This window comes from Roseobacter cerasinus (assembly GCF_009811755.1).
Taxonomy (GTDB): Bacteria; Pseudomonadota; Alphaproteobacteria; order Rhodobacterales; family Rhodobacteraceae; genus Roseobacter; species Roseobacter cerasinus.
In genome coordinates, this window is record NZ_BLIV01000005.1 from 17545 (window position 1) to 35673 (window position 18129).

General features: G+C 57.4%; 17 protein-coding genes, 1 tRNA gene and 2 pseudogenes. 9 read left to right on the top strand and 11 right to left on the bottom strand.

Features of this window, described 5'->3' with window-relative positions; genetic code table 11:
- The first annotated feature begins 33 nt into the window (after nt 1-33).
- A complete protein-coding gene (gene lepA / locus So717_RS13145; RefSeq protein ID WP_159978033.1) occupies nt 34-1833 on the top strand; it encodes a translation elongation factor 4 in 1800 nt (599 codons plus the stop codon).
- A gap of 400 nt (nt 1834-2233) precedes the next feature.
- On the opposite strand, the gene So717_RS13150 is transcribed toward lepA, so the two are convergent.
- From So717_RS13150 to So717_RS13170, 5 genes are all read right to left on the bottom strand, one after another.
- A complete protein-coding gene (locus So717_RS13150) occupies nt 2234-3337 on the bottom strand; it encodes a flagellar basal body P-ring protein FlgI (protein WP_159978035.1) in 1104 nt (367 codons plus the stop codon).
- Complete coding sequence (locus So717_RS13155) at nt 3334-4338, bottom strand: flagellin family protein (RefSeq protein ID WP_159978037.1); 1005 nt, start codon at nt 4336-4338, stop codon at nt 3334-3336. The genes So717_RS13150 and So717_RS13155 overlap by 4 nt, the downstream gene beginning before the upstream one ends.
- A 2-nt stretch (nt 4339-4340) precedes the next feature.
- Entirely contained in the window at nt 4341-5786 is a 1446-nt protein-coding gene (flgK, locus tag So717_RS13160) for a flagellar hook-associated protein FlgK (protein WP_159978039.1), read from the bottom strand.
- A gap of 41 nt (nt 5787-5827) precedes the next feature.
- The gene (locus So717_RS13165; RefSeq protein WP_159978041.1) at nt 5828-7150 is read right to left on the bottom strand and encodes a flagellar hook protein FlgE; all 1323 of its coding nucleotides are present in this window, start codon (nt 7148-7150) and stop codon (nt 5828-5830) included.
- A 111-nt stretch (nt 7151-7261) separates the two neighbouring features.
- Nucleotides 7262-8095 (bottom strand): flagellar motor protein MotB, encoded by an 834-nt coding sequence (locus So717_RS13170; protein ID WP_159978043.1) that lies wholly within the window; start codon nt 8093-8095, stop codon nt 7262-7264.
- 133 nt (nt 8096-8228) lie between these two features.
- On the opposite strand from So717_RS13170, the gene So717_RS13175 reads away from it, so the two are divergent.
- Nucleotides 8229-8420 carry a hypothetical protein gene (locus So717_RS13175; RefSeq protein ID WP_202981912.1) on the top strand — a complete coding sequence of 64 codons (192 nt, stop codon included), beginning with the start codon at nt 8229-8231 and terminating at the stop codon, nt 8418-8420.
- 3 nt (nt 8421-8423) lie between these two features.
- Here So717_RS13175 and So717_RS13180 read toward each other — a convergent pair.
- Nucleotides 8424-8804 (bottom strand): annotated as a pseudogene (locus tag So717_RS13180) (integrase core domain-containing protein); the annotation flags it as partial.
- Here So717_RS13180 and So717_RS13185 point away from each other — a divergent pair.
- Entirely contained in the window at nt 8707-9111 is a 405-nt protein-coding gene (locus So717_RS13185; RefSeq protein ID WP_438810662.1) for a hypothetical protein, read from the top strand. The pseudogene So717_RS13180 and the gene So717_RS13185 overlap by 98 nt on opposite strands.
- A 367-nt stretch (nt 9112-9478) precedes the next feature.
- Here So717_RS13185 and So717_RS13190 read toward each other — a convergent pair whose 3' ends face one another.
- On the bottom strand, nt 9479-11332 hold the full coding sequence (locus So717_RS13190; RefSeq protein ID WP_159978047.1) for a calcium-binding protein: 1854 nt from the start codon (nt 11330-11332) through the stop codon (nt 9479-9481).
- A 521-nt stretch (nt 11333-11853) separates the two neighbouring features.
- Here So717_RS13190 and So717_RS13195 point away from each other — a divergent pair.
- Nucleotides 11854-12006, top strand: a pseudogene (locus So717_RS13195) (transposase); the annotation flags it as partial.
- A gap of 83 nt (nt 12007-12089) precedes the next feature.
- Here the strand turns inward: So717_RS13195 and So717_RS13200 are convergent.
- The 3 genes from So717_RS13200 to So717_RS13210 form a co-directional block, all read right to left on the bottom strand.
- On the bottom strand, nt 12090-12362 hold the full coding sequence (locus tag So717_RS13200) for a recombinase family protein (RefSeq protein ID WP_238840918.1): 273 nt from the start codon (nt 12360-12362) through the stop codon (nt 12090-12092).
- 183 nt (nt 12363-12545) lie between these two features.
- Nucleotides 12546-13298: a division plane positioning ATPase MipZ gene (locus tag So717_RS13205; RefSeq protein WP_159978049.1), complete on the bottom strand. Its 753-nt coding sequence runs from the start codon at nt 13296-13298 to the stop codon at nt 12546-12548.
- Nucleotides 13299-13368: 70 nt separating this feature from the next.
- On the bottom strand, nt 13369-14031 hold the full coding sequence (locus tag So717_RS13210) for a helix-turn-helix domain-containing protein (protein WP_159978051.1): 663 nt from the start codon (nt 14029-14031) through the stop codon (nt 13369-13371).
- Between So717_RS13210 and So717_RS13215 the strand changes: the two genes are divergently transcribed.
- Genes So717_RS13215 through So717_RS13225 form a run of 3 tightly spaced genes read left to right on the top strand, consistent with a single transcriptional unit; the run spans nt 14030 to nt 15561 of the window.
- Complete coding sequence (locus So717_RS13215) at nt 14030-14362, top strand: hypothetical protein (RefSeq protein ID WP_159978053.1); 333 nt, start codon at nt 14030-14032, stop codon at nt 14360-14362. The two genes, So717_RS13210 and So717_RS13215, sit on opposite strands and share 2 nt — an antisense overlap.
- A gap of 30 nt (nt 14363-14392) precedes the next feature.
- A complete protein-coding gene (locus So717_RS13220; RefSeq protein WP_159978055.1) occupies nt 14393-14560 on the top strand; it encodes a hypothetical protein in 168 nt (55 codons plus the stop codon).
- A complete protein-coding gene (locus tag So717_RS13225) occupies nt 14557-15561 on the top strand; it encodes a tyrosine-type recombinase/integrase (protein ID WP_159978057.1) in 1005 nt (334 codons plus the stop codon). Before So717_RS13220 ends, So717_RS13225 begins: the two co-directional genes overlap by 4 nt.
- A gap of 82 nt (nt 15562-15643) precedes the next feature.
- Here So717_RS13225 and So717_RS13230 read toward each other — a convergent pair.
- Nucleotides 15644-15720 (bottom strand) — tRNA-Arg (locus tag So717_RS13230).
- A gap of 120 nt (nt 15721-15840) precedes the next feature.
- On the opposite strand from So717_RS13230, the gene So717_RS13235 reads away from it, so the two are divergent.
- Together So717_RS13235 and So717_RS13240 are read left to right on the top strand one after the other, a co-directional pair.
- Nucleotides 15841-16884, top strand: a complete 1044-nt coding sequence (locus So717_RS13235; RefSeq protein WP_159978059.1) for a LacI family DNA-binding transcriptional regulator — start codon at nt 15841-15843, stop codon at nt 16882-16884.
- Nucleotides 16881-18092, top strand: coding sequence for a winged helix-turn-helix domain-containing protein (locus So717_RS13240; protein ID WP_159978061.1), 1212 nt, complete (start codon nt 16881-16883; stop codon nt 18090-18092). The genes So717_RS13235 and So717_RS13240 overlap by 4 nt, the downstream gene beginning before the upstream one ends.
- Nucleotides 18093-18129 lie beyond the last annotated feature (37 nt).

The following is an 18129-nucleotide window of genomic DNA, read 5'->3' on the forward strand; positions in this document are numbered from 1 at the left end:
GACCGCCCCGCAAAACCCCTACATATCCCGAACATGTCACCGCTTTCACATATCCGCAATTTCTCCATCGTCGCGCATATCGACCACGGGAAATCGACGCTCGCTGACCGACTCATTCAGTCCACCAACACCGTGGCCGACCGGGATATGAAGGAGCAGATGCTCGACAGCATGGATATCGAGCGCGAGCGGGGGATCACCATCAAGGCGCAGACCGTGCGGATCAACTACACCGCGCTCAATGGTGAGGACTATGTGCTCAACCTCATCGACACGCCCGGGCATGTGGATTTCGCCTATGAGGTGAGCCGGTCGATGCGCGCCGTCGAGGGCTCACTGCTGGTGGTGGACAGCACGCAAGGGGTTGAGGCGCAGACGCTGGCGAATGTGTACCATGCCATTGAGGCGGATCATGAGATCGTGCCCGTCTTGAACAAGATCGATCTGCCTGCGTCGGACTGTGACCGGGTGGCGGAGCAGATAGAGGATGTGATCGGGATCGATGCGACCGAGGCCATTCAGGTCTCGGCCAAGACCGGGCAAGGTATCACCGAGACGCTGGAGGCGATTGTGCAAAAGCTGCCCGCGCCAACCGGCATGCGCGATGCGCCGCTGAAGGCGATGCTGGTGGACAGCTGGTATGACAGTTACCTCGGCGTGATCGTTCTGGTGCGGATCATGGACGGGGTGCTGAAAAAGGGCGAGCGCATTCGGATGCTGTCAAACAACTCTGTGCATCATGTAGACCGGATCGGGGTGTTCCGGCCGGAGATGACCGTGATTGACGCGCTGGGGCCGGGTGAGATCGGGTTTCTCACAGCTTCGATCAAGCAGGTGCGCGACACGCGCGTGGGCGACACGATCACCCATGAGAAGAAGGGCACCGAAGACGCGTTGCCGGGGTTCAAGCCGTCGCAGCCGGTGGTCTTCTGTGGGCTGTTCCCGGTGGATTCTGCCGAGTTCGAGGATTTGCGCGATGCGATTGAGAAGCTGGCGCTGAACGATGCGTCGTTTTCCTATGAGATGGAGACGTCTGCGGCGCTGGGGTTCGGGTTCCGCTGCGGGTTCCTCGGGCTTTTGCATCTGGAGGTGATCCGCGACCGGATCGAGCGAGAGTACAACATAGAGCTGATCACAACGGCGCCGTCGGTGATCTATCACGTCTACCACAAGGACGGCTCGATGATCGAGTTGCATAACCCGGCTGACATGCCGGACCTGACGCTTGTGAGCCACCTGGAGGAACCGCGGATCAAGGCGACCATTCTGGTGCCGGATGAGTATCTGGGCGATGTGCTCAAGTTGTGTCAGGACCGACGGGGCATTCAGCTGGACCTGACCTATGCGGGCTCACGCGCGATGGTGGTATATGACCTGCCGCTCAATGAGGTGGTGTTTGATTTTTATGACCGGCTGAAGTCGGTCACCAAGGGCTATGCGTCCTTCGACTATCAGATGATCGGCTACCGCGAAGACAAGCTGGTGAAGATGTCGATCCTGGTGAATGACGAGCCGGTGGATGCGCTCTCGACGATGGTGCACCGGGACCGAGCCGAAATGCGCGGGCGGGCAATGGTGGAAAAACTTAAGGATCTGATCCCGCGGCATATGTTCAAGATCCCGATCCAAGCGGCCATCGGCGGCAAGGTGATCGCGCGCGAGACGCTCTCGGCGATGCGCAAGGACGTGACCGCGAAGTGCTATGGCGGAGACGCGACGCGCAAACGCAAGCTGCTGGACAAGCAGAAAGCGGGGAAGAAGAAGATGCGGCGGTTCGGAAAGGTTGATATTCCTCAAGAAGCTTTCATTTCAGCCCTCAAGATGGACGGCTGAGCTTTCCATTTTGAGGGCTGAAATGAAATACGGGGAGCGGACACGGTTCGCGCGACCAACTGCGCGACAACATGGTGTCGTTTGGGTGCATGCCGATTGGGCGTGTGTCGCGATCCAATATCCACAACCAAAAGCCAATAATAACGATTGTTGCAGATAAGCGTCGAAAGACAAGGGAGTACGGGCAAGCATCCCGGGTCGTAAACAACGAAAAACAACCTTCTGCTACGACAGATGCCCAAAGGTCTTTCCGTCGACCATCGCACACACTGTCCTCGTCATCTAATGGCTATGAGCCCCGAGACTTAGATGATCAAAAAACACGCCACTTCAACGGTCCAGAACTAGGCAAATCGTCCCAACACTTTTGACTTTCTGGCCCTGTCATTTCTAGATGCAGCTATCGAACTATGAACTCAGCGTGTAATGCCCCAGCGGCTTTGATACTTTTGAGGATGTCGATCATATCCCGGGGCGCAACGCCCAGAGCGTTAAGACCAGAAATCACTTCGGATAGCGAAGTTCCGGTTGGAACTTCGGCCAAACCAATTCCTGGCTCCTCTTCAATCTCAGCATTGGTCCTTGGAACGATGACAGTCTCACCCTCCGCAAAGGGATTGGGCTGCACGGCGATTGGTGCCTCCTGAATACGAAGGGTTAGATTGCCCTGTGACACGGCAACCCGTGAGATTCTCACATCCTCGCCCATCACGATCGTGCCAGACCGCTGGTCAACCACGACTCGAGCCTTACGCTCAGGCTGGACCGAGATATTTTCGATACGGCCGAGCGCATGTGCAACAGACGCCATTCGGGTCTCAGGAATGTTTAGTTCGACGGTTCCAGAGTCCAACATGAAGGCCACGGAACGGCCAAAATCAGCATTGATCGCATCCTCAATGCGCGCTGCCGTGGTGAAATCAGCATCGCGGAGCGCAAGGCGCAGATTCGTGAGGCTTGATAGCTCAAACTCGATTTCACGTTCGACGCGTGCGCCCGACGGGATAACTCCAGCTGTTGGGACTCCCTGAGTTACATTCGCGCCATCGCCTTGTGCGACGACACCGCCAGCAATAATTGTGCCCTGCGCCACCGCGTAGATTTGCCCATCTGCAGCGTTCAGCGGGGTCATGACCAAGGTACCACCCAGGAGACTATCAGCATCGCCAATCGCCGATACGGTTACATCAATCTGGCTTCCCGCCCGCGAAAATGGCGGTAACGCTGCGGTAACCAGCACAGCTGCCACGTTCTGCGGTCTGAACTGTTCACCAGTGACATTCACTCCGAGCCGCTCAAGAATGTTCGACATGATGTCTTCGGTGAAGGGCGAATTCCTTAGCCCGTCACCTGTGCCATTCAACCCGACTACAAGGCCATAGCCGACCAAGTCGTTACCGCGCACCCCGTCAAATTCTACAAGATCCTTGATCCTGACAGGGCCAGCGGTGGCTTGCAGAGCAAAAAGAAATATCGCACAGATTGCTATCCAGATAGATTTCATAGGAAATTCACCAACCTCAGTTGCGAACTGCGTACTGTGACGGAGTAAAGGCTCTGGAGATGGAACTGCACACTTTCCAACTCGGTCGCCGTTTCGAAAGGGTCTGCGGCCAGAAGCGAATTGCGCGCAAACGTCATGCTTGTTTCCTCCGCCTCATTTCGTGCCGATATTAACTCGATGCGCTCCTCGACAAAGCCGATATTGGCCCGCAGACTGGTGATTCGGTCCTGATTTGATTGCAAACCAATCCCCGTAAGACCAAAAAGTTCGGCTTGATCTTTTACATCGAATCCCAATGCCGCATCATCTCCCAACGCTGCAACTGTAACATTCAACAGCAGATCCTTGATCGCGTCATCGTTGGCACGAACATCAAGCGACACGCGCTCCGTATCCGACAACGAAAAAGGGGCAAGTGCAGTATTCGAGCCGGAATAAGCCAGAGCGTCGAAACCCGCAGGATCGGCAAACCAATTTGCCGCAGCAGTCATGGCATCCTCAGGGGTCGGTTGACCGGCAACAACCGCACGTACTAGCCCTATGAGGGTCTCTCCATCTGGAAGCGGAGCGTCGTTCGTCGCCGTTCCCGCAAAAAGACTCCGACCGGCAACGTCATCATTCAAAGCGCTGATTATGCTATCCAGTTGTGCGCGCGCGTTCTCGGACGGGTTCCCGGAATTCACGCCGACAGATCCTCCGCTGGCCAGAAGAAGATCGATCCCCAATGCGCTGCCGGTATCTTGGACGCGCGCAAGCGACTCCTGCATGGTGGCTGTCAGATAGGCTGCTTCGGTATTGGCCACCGAGTAACCTTCAAGAACTTCGAGGGAACGCTCAAGACCGGTCAAGTAGTTGTGGTTGCCCGCTAGAACCTGCCTGACATCGGAGACCTTTCCGCTTGAAAGCTCATCATTCAAGCGGTTGAGATCCTGTCTCAACGCAACGCTACGCCGTTGAAGCATAAAGGACTGCGCCAGATCGCCCAGAGAAGTCGATTTCATTTCTATATCCTCAGGAGAGTTTGCATCATCTCGTCCGCCGCCTCGATCATGCGCGCATTGGCGGCATAGGTTTGCTCGACCAGAAGAAGCCGTTGCAGCTCCTGGTCTGTATCGACCCCCTCAGCCATCACCAATTGCGTCAGCTCATCGAACTGGGTTGAGGCAAAGGTCTGAGTTTGTTCGGCTTGCGCACGATCGGCACCAAGTTGAGATGTCAAAACCGAAGCAAGGTTGATCATGGAAAACGCACCGGTGCCAAAGCCACCAGAGGCTGGGACCCGCTGCGCAGTGAGCGTTTCAGACAACGCCTGCAATTGGCGGGAGTCGCCGACATCCCCCGGGACAACCGCGTTGATCCCGTCACGGAGGCGCCAGGAGAAACCACCCTGGCGGTCGTCGATCGCAGCGTTAATCTGCAATCTTTCGGAAAGGCCCACTTCGTTCAGCGGGTCAAAAGCGGCGCCGGAATCGGTGAATATGCCCGGATCGCCGGCGACCAGCGTTGGGTCAACTGCTGGATCCTGGAAGCGCTCCACCAGATCCCGGGCGAGCGCGTCAAGTTGCGTTTGGGCCTCAACACCCAGTTCGTCCCGGATCTCGAACTGAGCGCCAAGCGATCCCCCCCCCAAGGTGCCCCGCTCACTGTTGGTTAGCGCCGGAAACCCGCTGATGGTGAGTCCGGAGAGGTGGCCTCCCGCTAAGCTCATATAGGGTGTCACCTGGTTGACGGCACTGAATTCGATTTCCGCTACGCCACCGTCGAGCAAGGTTGCACCTCCGGTGGAAAACAGGGCGATTTGACCATTGTCGCGTGGTATCGAGCGCACTGGAACAATCGCGCTGATCTCGTCAACCAAGGCCTGTCGGTTGTCCTGAAGCGCGGAGGTGTCACCCCCCAGAATCGTCGTTTTGGTGATCTGCCGATTCAACTCCTTGACGCTGTCCAAGGCGTTGGTCAGTTTATTGATTTGCAGATCAATGTTCCGATCCGCTTCGCTGCGCGCCTCTTGGATGCTTCGGGAGGCAGACGAGATCAGTGTGGCCAGGTCCCTTGCAGCATTAACCGTGGCATCGAGCCGTTCCGGCGCGTCGGGGCGACTTGTTGCGACGACCAAAGCGCTTTCAAACTCCGCAATCCGAGCCGACAACGAGTTGGGATCATCGGGGATACCGAGGACGTCCTCATATTTTGTGAGAAATTGCGCGCGGTCGCTGGCATTGTTGAAGGCCGCCTCAGCGAGACCGCGATCCCCCAGGAGGGCGGGATTGACGTTGCGGACGATGGCGTCGATGTTTACGCCACCGATCTGCGATGACGACAGCGCGACAGTTCGCACACCATAGCCCGGCGTCATCGCGTTTGCGATATTGGCCGAAATGGTTTGCGACGTACGGCCCGCCGCGCGGAGCCCTGTCATGGCATTCGACAATGCGGATGAAATCGTCATATCCTGCCCTCTCTTTGGGTCAACTTGTTACCAGACCAGTCCTACCGTTTGATGTTGGTTGTCTCCTGCAACATCTCATCAACGGTTTGGATGACCTTGGCGTTGGACGAATACGCCCGTTGCGTTTGGATCATGTCGGTCAGTTCGCCCGCAACGTCGGTGGCTGACCCTTCACGTGCGAAGGCCACAACGTCGCCGGTGGGCCCGTCCCCGGCATCCCACAGGAAGAAGTCCCCGCTGGCGCGCGACGTCAGGTAAGTCTGATTGTCAAAGGACTGCAGCCCGTTCGGGTTAGGCACACCCACTACCGGGATCTGATAGATTGTGCGGATCTCGCCTGTATCGAATGTGGCACGCACAAAGCCATTCACATCGACATCAAGGCCCACGAAGTTGCCGATCGCAGAGCCGTCTTTGGTTGTTCCGGCAGCCGTAAAGTCAAAAGACACCTGCGTCAGGTTGGTGTCGCCAATGTCACCCATATCAATTTCAATAGGGCCGCGAGCGGCATTGACCGTAATAATCCCGTTGTTGAACGCAGGGCTGGGTCCAGCTGGCGCAACGGTTGCGATTGGCGTCACAGACGCGAGGGTGCCTCCTGCCGTTGTGGTATCCGCGAACGTAAGCGTATAGCGCCCGATTTCGTCACCGGCCTGTGCGGAATCCGTCAGCACCATGGTCCATTCATTTGTCGCGGGGTCAGTCGGCAAGGCAGGAGGTGTCGGGATGAAGGAGATATTGATGCTCTGCGACGTGCCGAGGTTGTCGAAGTATTCGACCGTCGAGTTGTAGGTATTCGCGGGCGCGCCTGCTTCCGTCTCGGTCGCGGGCAGGTTGATACCCAGTGAGATGTTTTGGGTCGGGTTGCCGGCCAGTTGGGTGGTCTGAATACGCATCGGCTCCAAACCATCAGCTGTATTGCGCGGAAACAGCGGAATTGAGCCGTCAGGGTTCGCCGGCCACCCCATAAGGACAAGGCCGGATTCCGTTTTCAGGTACCCATTGGCGTCTGTCCGGAACGACCCTGTTGTGGTCAGGAACATCGACGCATCTGTTCCTGCGGTGTTGACCTGCGCCTCTCTGGCGACAGGCAGCATGCCGCCGCCCCGGATCGCCAGATCCGTTGCATTGGACGTCCCGGTCAGCGTTCCACGCTCTTCAATCATGCGCACCGTACTTGCGCGCACGCCACCGGCGGCATAAGAGCCACCGCCCGGCGACAGGACCATGGATTCAAAGTCCGTCTGCACCCGCTTGTAGCCTGCGGTGGAGGAATTCGCGATGTTGTCCGAAATGGAGGCCAACCGCTGTGCATTGGTTTGCAAACCTGCGACACCTGCATTGAGCGAGGAGGAAATTGACATGGGCACGCCTTTCTGAAGTGATCATCCACTGACCACCCAGATAGACGCCCGGGCTTAACACCGCGCTAACAGATAAAATCCGCCCTATTTCTGCCCCGTTTTCGTCACAATTCAGCGCAGCAGCACAATCTCCACCCTGTCATTGCGTGTGGCCATCGGGTTACGATGCACCGGCTCCCGGTCGGCGTGGCCTGTGACCCGCTGCATGCGGTTCGACGGAATGTCATTGCCTTGCAGCATCAGCCGTGTGCGGGTGGCGCGCGCTGCGGAGCTGTCCCAAACCGGATTGTCTGCCAAAACGATTGGTCCTGCACGCACATGCCCGCCAATTGCGATGTCGTTTGTCACACTCTGACTGACCATGGCGACCATCTGCACCAGCGTCTCCATCAGCGGCGTCGGTACATCGGTGTCATCAACAAACAGCGGTAGACCATTCAAAGCGAAAAGCTCGATCACCAGGCCCTCATCCGTAATCCGCGTCACAATATGCTGGAGCGCATTTTCCATGACGGTGCTCTCGCCGCCAAGCGCGGTCAGTTCGGCGATGATCTCTTCCAACTCATCACGCGTTGCGTCTTGTTCGCCGGAATCCTCATCGGTCCCGCTGTCCCCACGCGATTGCTGCTGCTGTGCCGCATAATTCGTGGTTGCACCCAGGCCGTTCTGCGGCAGCGTCTCCTCCGAGAAGATACTCTCACCGCCAAACGCACCATCCCCGCCACCGGAGACGCGGTTCACCGGAATGGTGGGCGAGAAGTAATCCGCCAGCCCTTTGCGTTGCTGTTCTGTTGTCGCATTCAACAGCCACATCATCATGAAGAACGCCATCATCGCTGTCACGAAGTCCGCATAAGCGACCTTCCAGGCGCCACCATGGTGGCCGCCGGCAATGATTTTCTTCCGTTTGATGATGACTGGTGCCAGATTGCTCTGCGCAGCCATAACTCACCACTCTCATTTTCACCCGACATTGGAGATAGCGCAGAAGGTCTTTCCACCGTCTTAATGCCAGCCGAGTTTTTCTGCCCTGTCACTATCGCCTGCCTGGGCCCAGATGGAGCGGAAGGAGGCTTTCATGTCTGCGACCATCACCGACAGCTCCTATTCCTGGATCAGACAGCTGCTGACCCTGGCCATTGCCGTGGTCGTCAATGTGGGCATGTGGTCCATCATCGTGATCATGCCCGCCGTCCAGGCGGAGTTCGGCGTGGACCGGGCTGAAGCGTCCATGGGTATTCCCCCAATTTTTGGAGGGGTGCTTCAGTAGAATCTAAGCTGCTTTCAGTTTTTGCATCGGAGTAATGCCTCCGATGCCCATGTTTGGCCTTTCGTTGTTGTAAGTCCAGAGCCAACGGGTGGCGTGGTCTTGGACCTCCGCGATGCTGGTGAAGTGATATCGCCCCAACCATTCGGTGCGAATGGTCCCGTTGTATCGCTAGACATAGGCGTTCTGCTGGGGCTTGCCCGGTTGGATATAGATCAAACCGGGCCCTGCGTTCTCCGCCCAATTCTGGAGCCTGGCACTGACGTATTCGGGGCCATTTTCCACGCGAATGGCCAACGGCTTCCCGCGCCATGCAATGATCTGGTTCAACATCCGAACCACGCGTTCTGACGGCAGTGAGACGTCGACCTCAATGGCCAGCCCTTCAGCGGCTCTGCAGAACGCCTCGATCCATTCCTTATCGGCGGGCTCCCCAAGCTCCGTGTGCCGCTGGATCGTCCCCTTCGAACACCAGATGCCCGAGCCATCATCAGACGCCTTGCCTGCAGCTTGGTCGCTTGTCCTAGCATTGCTCTTATGGGGATTTCTTCTGGGCTTTGCAGTAGACGATCTAACTAGCGATGGCCTCGCGTTCTATCTTGCGTCCGCCATGATCCTGATCTGGTCCATGGCAACCAGTTACGCAGCTCTGCTCGTCTTGGTGATGTTTGTCATCACCAAGTTTCGAGGATAGCTGCTGATGAATTCCACAATTCCAATCGGTCAACCACCTCAAAACCCATCTGGACATCGCCCCCCATGAGGCAGGGGGAAGATGGGTTTTGTGCCGCCCATGGGGCGGCTGGCAAGGATCGGTACGGTCCGCGCAGGCGCAGCCGGAGTGGGTTCGAAGGGATACCCTCGACCACTCTTTTGGAAGACGCCGCAGGCAGGATGAGAAAAAGCGCGCACATCAAGTGGGCCGAACGCGGAAAGCGCAAGCAAAGCGATGATCCAGACAGGCTGTCGCCCGAGGCATACGCCGCTCATCAAGAAGAGAGGAAGCTTCAAGCAGAGGTTGAGCGACAACTAGACGGAGGGGTTCCGGGAGATGACGCTGATCACCCTCTTTCAGAAACAGCGACTAAGCTGATTGAGCGTGCTGGCACAAAAGCCGAACAGGCGGCGCGAGCCTCATCTGAGCACATAACGGAAGCTGCGCAAGCCAATGCCGAGGCCTTTATGGATCGCGTCATTTCAGGTGCCGTTGAGGATGCAGAAGCGATCACGCAGTCTATGCTCTCATCCGATGCGGTAGAATTCGCACGTCTGCGGGCAGAAAACGCAGCCCTTAAGACCGAAGTACTGCGGCAGGGACGCATGATCAAATTGTTGTCTAAAGTGTTGCGCGCAGTGTTACCTGAAACCTTGTGCATCAAGGTAAAGCAGGTTTTCGAGCGAGAATGGAGCCAGCTTTCAGGACGGCCCGATACACCGTAGATTTGGATCAGATCACCTTCCGCCGCATCGAAATCAATGATCGTGTCGGTTCCTGTGTTGGGTTTGAAGACGAACACGTCGGCGCCGCTGCCGCCGGTCAAGGTGTCTGTGCCTGCATCGCCTGTGAGGGTGTCGTTGCCAGCCCCGCCCAGTAGCAGATCATCGCCACTTCCGCCGTAAGTAACATCATCGCCATCAGCGGAATTGACGGTGTCGTCACCGGCGCCTGCAAGTATGAAGTCGTTAGTTGTGGAAACAGTGTCTCCCTCTGCGTCCAAATATGTACCGTCGATGATATCATTGCCAGACGTGCCGGAGATGACATCCTGGGAACCGAATACTGCTGGTGGAGGTGCATCGATGTATTCTCTGTAGATGGGGAAATCGGCGGAGGTGTAGTCTCCCCAGGTGACGATGAGGCGAACGTCGGGTGCTTGATCGAGGTCTGGCGTGTCGTCCCTGCTGTTCTGGATGACGTGGGCGGCGGTGAGAGCGGAACCGTCGATGCCGAAGGATTGCACGTGAATGGTGCCGTCTATGACATCAATCCAGAGGAGTGCAAAGCCGCCATCATTGAGACCAACAGATGTTACACTTTTGAAAATCGGGGCCTGAAAGCCATCGGTCTGCAGTCTCGTCTCTTCGCCGACCGTTGCGCCATCAGCGGCGTAGCGCTGCAGGAAAAAGCCGTTTTGTGCGGGGTCGAAGGCGCCGTTGTTGTCAATAGACGCCCAGATCCCAATGAACCCGCCGTCTTCGGTGCTGATAATCTCGGGAAAGAACTGGATATCTGCGGTCGTGGAGTTGACGTGGAACTCTGATCCTACGGCTTGGCCGGTGGCATCATAGCGTTGCGCATAGATCCCGCTTTGGTGATCTCCACCCCATAGACCATCGTTGGCATTCCACATCACGACGAAGCCGCCATCGGCGAGCCCTTCAATGGCATAGCCGCCGCTAATAGTTTGCGGATCATATTGATTGGCCTGCGTCTCGGAGCCAATCGGAGTGCCTGCCGCGTCGTAGAGCTGGAAGAACACGCCCGCCGATCCAAAGCCAGGGTTCCCGGCCTGACTGGTCCCACTCCAGAGCACTACGAAACCGCCGTTTGGTAGGGCTGTGATCTCGGGGAGCGTCTGATCGTCCAGTGTTGTGGAGTTGACCACAAACTCACTGCCCAAGGGCGCACCGGTGGCATCAAGACGCTGTGCGTAGATGCCGTCTTTATCGCCATCATTGCCACTGCGATCCTCCCAGACCACAACAAGCGACCCATCCGTGAGCGTCACAATGTCTGGTACTGACTGACCGCCTGTGGTCGTGGTGTTGATCTGGTAGATCGCGCCAACAGGCTGACCTGCCGCATCATAGCGCTGCGCCCAGATGCCGGTCTGGTTCGCATCCGGTGAGGCCCAGACAAGCAGGCTACCGCCATCCGACAGCACCGTCGTCGCAGGGTCCTGCGCCGCAAGCACCGTAGGGATCAACTCTTCTGAATTTGACATCTGTAACTCCCCTCAGATTCTCTGAGGTGAACCTTCGGCGGAAGGCACTAACGACTTCCTAACAGGTGGGCTTAATACGAGGCTTGACCAATCGTAATTCTCCCTACTGAATTCTCCAGCTATCAAAGACAGAAGGTTGGTTGTTCGAGCAAAGCGGGGCCATCTCTGAAACTTCGCTGCAAGATGCATCAATGGCAGCCATTCCTGCCGCTGTGCAGCAGGCTATTTTGCGCAGGTGCGTCGATCTTCAATGATGCGTGCGCGCGGCAAGCTTGCGAGGCTTCCGAAATGGGCTCTCTCCAGACCTTTGCTGCAAAGCGATCGGATGGCGACAGTGCGGGACATTGCTGCCTTTAGTATCCACTCTTTGGAGCAAACCCACCGACTTCCAGTCGGTCCCGCTTTAGCGTGAAACAAATGTCATATGTCGATACCTTCTGAAAAATGAGCCGCAGCCGGCGTCGAAGGCTCATTTTTCAGAAGGTATCGACATGCATTATTCCACCGGCAGCCATTGCGTATTTTATCACCGTTATCACATCGTCTGGTCGACGAAGTATCGCTACAAGGTGCTGCATGGCGATATCCGGCTTCGCGTGCGCGACATCTGCCGCCAGGTCTGCCACGAAAAGGGCGTAGACATTAACCGTTAAAAGTCAGTTGCCCTCGGCATGCGCTTCGAAAACTAGGTAAATGAGCTAGCACCCGGAAATTCTCCTCGGTCTAGTTACTTCGCGAATAGCTCGCCTATTGAGGCTACGCGCTGAATAATGGTGATACCGTCCATCATAGACCGCGTGGCTCTATCCCATTCCGCGATCACAAGCACATCGTTGGTTCCGAGCGCGTCAATTGCCTTCTCGAGCTGAGGACGGCCCTTGACCGTCTTGGCCGTGGCCTTCTCGCGAAAGATGCGATCCACGCCCGCGCCATTCAGCGCTCCGATCTGGCGGTCGAGGCTCTGGGCTTGGGTAGATACCCTGGCGTAGCCGATCAACATAGGGTCAGCTTATCAGAACGAGCCGAAACTCGCACCGGATTTATACACCGCATCCACAGCCTTGTTTGCAGCGATTAGCCGAGATGGTGCATAAGTTATAATTTGCGCTCCATTTTTCATCGCAAAGCTTTCACCATGTGTCGAAGCCCGCACAAATTGGAGATTCTTGATGTCACAGTTTCTTCAAACAACAGCTAAAACGTTATCGATGTTCCGAGATTGCCCGATGGTGGTCGGTTCAAGTCGATGACCCTTCAGCGCCCAATCCACCTCGAAAGCTAACCGTTGGACGGATACCAAAGCAGCTTGAGCTTCACGGTAACGGGCAAAGCCTGATTCACCTGGTCGGCGCGCAAGCCGAGAGACCAGTTGGGGGATGTCTCCGTGTAAGATCTGTTCAGATAAAGCTTCAGCCCAAGGCAGTTCAGACTTCAGCACGGAATGATACCCAAAACCCTTGCGCGTCTTGGCTGCTTGCGATGCCCTATTCTGGTAATCGATGACTAGGCCAAACACTGTTTCGGAAGCTTGTGGATATTCAGAAATTCCTGCGACGATTCTCTTACTCTCAAACGGGCCGATCGCTGGCGCGACAATCATGTCAGCCATGCCCAAAGCGACAGCTTGAGGTTCGTAGATTCTTGCGGAGGTATCGATCAACAAGATATCGATGCCGGTTGCATGTGCGACAGCTACCGCGTCTTCAACCTCGTCGCTAGTTTCACATTCCAAAAGACTCAGTTGTTGGCCGCAAAACCCACATCTAGTCATCCGTTTTGTCCAAGCGCGAAGCGGTGAAACCTGGCACCACGCGAGGTCACTACAATCCATCACCGCAACCCGTTTTCCCTGGGCGAGAAAGCCAGAGGCGAGCGCCATTGTGGATACCGTACGACCAGAACCGCCCTTGTTTGCGAAGAATGTGATCGTGTCCATGTCAGATAAACCCTTTTGTCCAGAGAACTTCCTGCAGCGCTCGACAGGATCATATGCAGCGGCGTTGCGTTCATTCACCATTCGCCAAGTGGCCGCTTACGCCGTCCGGCATATCCTCGGCGACCATCTTGTCCCAAGCAACCGTGTCACGTTCGTAGGACTCCTGATCTTCTCCATAGTCCTCACAGAAGGGTGGTGCTGGTAGATCTTCAGGGTGATACTTGTAGCGGGTTACCGACCTTACAGCGTCGACTATGTCGCTAGGTCTCGCCCTGACACCATCGGTTTGCCATGCGAACATTTTGTCAATGACAGCCCGCTTTGTCTTCATTGGCATGCTTTCGTACTTATGACCGAGAAAACAAAGCGCCTTTATGGCCTCATCAACAACGAACCTGATCGCATCCAGGTTTGGAGCCTTCGAGCCTCCTAGGAGGACTTCGTTCAGATCAGCTCCAGTGAATGCCTCTAACTGAACAAGGGCACTGGAGGGAATTGCTCGTTTACCCGTTTCGTACATATAGTAGCTTCGCGATGACACGCCCATCATTTCAGCCATTTCAGATTTCTTGAATTTCCGTTTTTTACGGAACGCCTCAAGGTTTTCATGCACTTTCACACTGAGCGCTTGAGCGAGAGTTTGATCATTGATCATCGCCTGCATCGCCGCTTCTTCGGCCTCGTGTTGCTGCTCAGGTGTACCGTCAAATCCCTGAATTGTGAAGTGTGCCATGCCAAATCAGTCCTATAGTTCCGATTTTTTGCATCCTGACAAGACGCATCTTGTTTGTAAAGCAAAACTGCGCTTAATTGCGAAAAGTTACATGGAACGGAGAAAAACGGTGCCCGAACTGCTGACGCATGGTCGAACCCCGGAAGAATGGAGCCAGACCCTTGCTGGACACGGGGTACATGTATCGCCACGACTAATTCGCTCAAAAGCGCGCGAAACCGGAAACTACCGCCAACTTGGGCATTTGATGCTTTTGCTGCCTTCCCATATCGAAGCTCTGATCGAACCGGGTATTGCAAAGGAAAATCTTAACAGGCCACTGGGAGGCTGATTGAGGATGCCAAACCCCCGCTCGCCTTCCATGCCAACCAAGCGTCAGATTGAAGAGGCATATAAAATTGCCCGTGATCTGTGCCCCGGAGTTCGCATCAAAGGCGTTGGACCTGATGGTGTAGTCTTTGAATATCCAGAGAAAGGCGACGAAGCTGATGAGTGGGCAGGCAAACCATTCTCCGGAGATGCAGCATGAAGAAATTGCCTTACCTTCGATCGAAACTGCGCCGTGGGCGATGGTTTCACACGTATCGTCGTCGTGATGTGGAGCGCTCTTTGGGTGTTCACGGTCTACATCCAACTGACCCCAAAGTTTTAGCTGCTTGGGCGGCTGAACACGCGCGGTGGCAGGACATGCCACCCGATACCGAAACACCTGAGGCTGGCACTTTTGCATGGGCGCTGGACCTCTACACGTCCGGTAATGACAAGTGGGCGAAGTATGCGGACGGCACTCGTGACGCCCGCTCTGCGATCTTCAAACGCTATCGCAAGGCCCAAGGCGCGCGCCCGGTCAAGACGATCACCAGCGAGGCGATAGAACGCGCCCTATGTGCCAAGGGTGGCCATGGTGCCGTGAACGAATACAAGGCCCTAAAGCCTGTGTTTGAACATCTGCGCCGGTTAGGCTTCATTCGCAAAAACCCGTTAGTAGGGATCGAACTGGACAAGCCGAAAATTCAGGGCTTCCCGGTCGCAGACGCTGAGGACATTGCCGCTTTTCAAAACCGCTGGCCCGTCGGCACGCGCGAGCGCCTGATATTTGATTTAGGCCTCTACACTGGTGCCGCGCGGACTGACCTCGCCAAACTCGGGCGCAAGAACATCAAAGACGATCTACTGGTTTATGAGCGCCAGAAAAGCGGGATCATTGCAAGGGTGCCTCTCACCGCTGAGTTGCGCGCAGTGATCGACCGGACGCCCGACATAGCTCCGGCATTCATCCTCACTCAGGTTGGCAAGCCATTTAAGGCGGCGAGCCTAGGCAATGAGTTTGGGGACGCGGCGGGCGCGGCTGGGATGGCGTCACGCCTTCATGGCCTGCGCAAAGCCTTTTGCATTTACTGGGCTGAGAACGACGCCACCACGCACCAAATCGCGGCGATGGCCGGTCATATGAGCCTTTCAGAGGTGGAGCGTTATACGCGCGCCGCTGACCGTGAACGCATGGTCAAATTGCTGGTAGGGGCGGCCTGAAATGGGACACGCCTACCTCAAAGCGGGACACACCCGCGCAACCTATTGTAAGATCGGAGAAAAAATCATGCAGATAGCAAAATGGCGACCCCGGCAGGATTCGAACCTGCAACCTGCCCCTTAGGAGGGGGCTGCTCTATCCAGTTGAGCCACGGGGCCACTCGCGATTGGTTTATGGCAACTCGGTTGTTTTGTCATCGGTCAAATCCTCTTCCGAAGTGTCCTTGATAGCGGGTGCGCTCCTGCGGTACCAAGGGGCACCAATACAGGACATTCCAAGTGACAAGACCAAAGCAGCGCCCCTTGACCCTTCGTGATGTATCGGAAGCCTGCGGGGTGTCGGAGATGACGGTGAGCCGGGTTCTGCGCAACCGCGGGGACGTCTCGGAGGCCACGCGGCAGAAGGTGCTGGAGGCGGCGAAGGCGCTTGGCTACGTGCCGAACCAGATCGCGGGCTCGCTGGCTTCGCAGCGGGTGAACCTGGTGGCGGTGATCATCCCCTCGCTGTCGAATATGGTCTTCCCCGAGGTGCTGACTGGCATCAACCGCACCTTTGACGGCACGCCGCTGCAGCCCGTCGTCGGTGTCACCGACTACCTGCCGGAGAAAGAGGAGCAGGTGCTCTACGAGATGCTGTCCTGGCGACCCTCGGGCGTGATCATCGCCGGGCTGGAGCATTCGGACCCGGCGCGCGCGATGCTGCAGAACGCGGGTATCCCGGTGGTCGAGATCATGGACACAGACGGCAACCCGGTCGATGCGATGGTGGGCATTTCGCACCGCCGGGCGGGGCGGATGATGGCGGCGGCGATCCTCAAAGAGGGCTACACCCGCATCGGCTTCATGGGCACGAAGATGCCACTCGATCACCGCGCGCGGAAACGTTTCGAAGGGTTCACCGAAGGGCTGACGAAGGCCGGGATCGAGATCGAGGCGCGCGACTTCTACTCGGGCGGCTCGGCGCTGGCCAAGGGGCGCGAAATGACAGCCGCTATGCTGGACCGGTCGCCGGATCTGGATTTTCTCTATTATTCCAATGATATGATCGGGGCGGGTGGCCTGCTTTACCTGCTTGACGAAGGGATTGACGTGCCGGGGCAGGTTGGTCTGGCGGGATTCAACGGTGTTGAACTGCTGCAAGGGCTGCCGCGCAAGCTCGCGACGATGGACGCTTGTCGCTCCGAGATCGGGGCCGCAGCGGCGCAGATCATCATTGACCGCAGCGCGCTGCCGGAAGACGCGGACCCGGGCGAGCCGGCACGCATCGCGCTCACCCCCACGATCACCTATGGGGACACGCTGCGCCGCACCCAGCGGCGATGAACACAGCCGTTCTCGATAATAAAGCTGCGCGCCGCCTCTTCCTCGACCGGCACGCCCTGAGTGAGGCCCCCGCGGGGCCCGCGAAAGGCGCTGACCTGCTGGCGCTAATCGAACGGCTGGGGTTTGTGCAGCTCGACAGCATCAACACGCTGGCGCGCGCGCATGACCTCATCCTGTTCTCGCGGCGCCCAACCTATCGGCCCAAGGCGTTGAAACTGCTCTATGAGCGCGATCGGCAGCTCTTTGAGCACTGGACCCATGATGCCGCCGTGATCCCCATGGCCTTCTATCGCCAGTGGCAGCTGCGGCGCGAGCGCGACGCGGCACGGTTGCGTGAGAAATGGAGCGAATGGCGCCGCGACGGCTTCGAGGCGCAGTTCCAGCCGGTGCTCGACCAGATCCGGGAGCAGGGGCCGCTCTGTTCCTCCGATGTGGGACTGGACGAGAAGCGCGGTTCGGGCGGCTGGTGGGACTGGCACCCGTCAAAAACGGCGCTGGAATACCTGTGGCGCAGCGGAGCGCTCTGCGTCGTGGGGCGCGACGGGTTCCGCAAGCGCTATGACCTGACCGAACGGGTGATCGACCAGACGCTCTGTCATCCTCTGGAGGCAGAGGAACATGCGGCGATTGTCGATTGGTGCTGCGCCAATGCGCTGGATCGGTTGGGCTTTGCAACCCCGGCGGAGCTGGCGGCGTTCTGGGATCACGTGACGCTTGAGGAGGCCAAGGCCTGGTGCGCCGAGGCGCTGGCGCGCAGGGCGTTGCAGCCCATAGAGGTGATCACCGCAACGGGCAAGGCACAGAGCTGCTACGCCCGGCCCGACATCCTCGCCGACCCGGCGCTGAGCACCGAGCCCACATCGCGCCTGCGCGTGCTGAGCCCCTTCGACCCGGCGTTGCGCGACCGCAAACGGGCCGAGCGGCTCTTCGGTTTCGACTACCGGATCGAGATCTTCGTGCCCGAAGCCAAGCGCAAATACGGTTATTATGTCTTTCCGATCCTCGAAGGCGACAGGCTGGTCGGCCGGGTGGATATGAAGGCGTTCCGCGACCGGGATGTGCTTCAGGTCCGCGCGCTCTGGCCCGAACCCAAGGTGCGCTGGGGCAAAGGCCGCGTTGCCGCCTTTGAGGCCGAGCTTGCGCGGCTCACCCGGCTGGCCGGGGTCGGTGCTTACGCGTTTGACGACGCGTGGTTGCGCGGGGCATAGGCCAGATGACCTCTTCACCCTTCTGCAAATACTCACG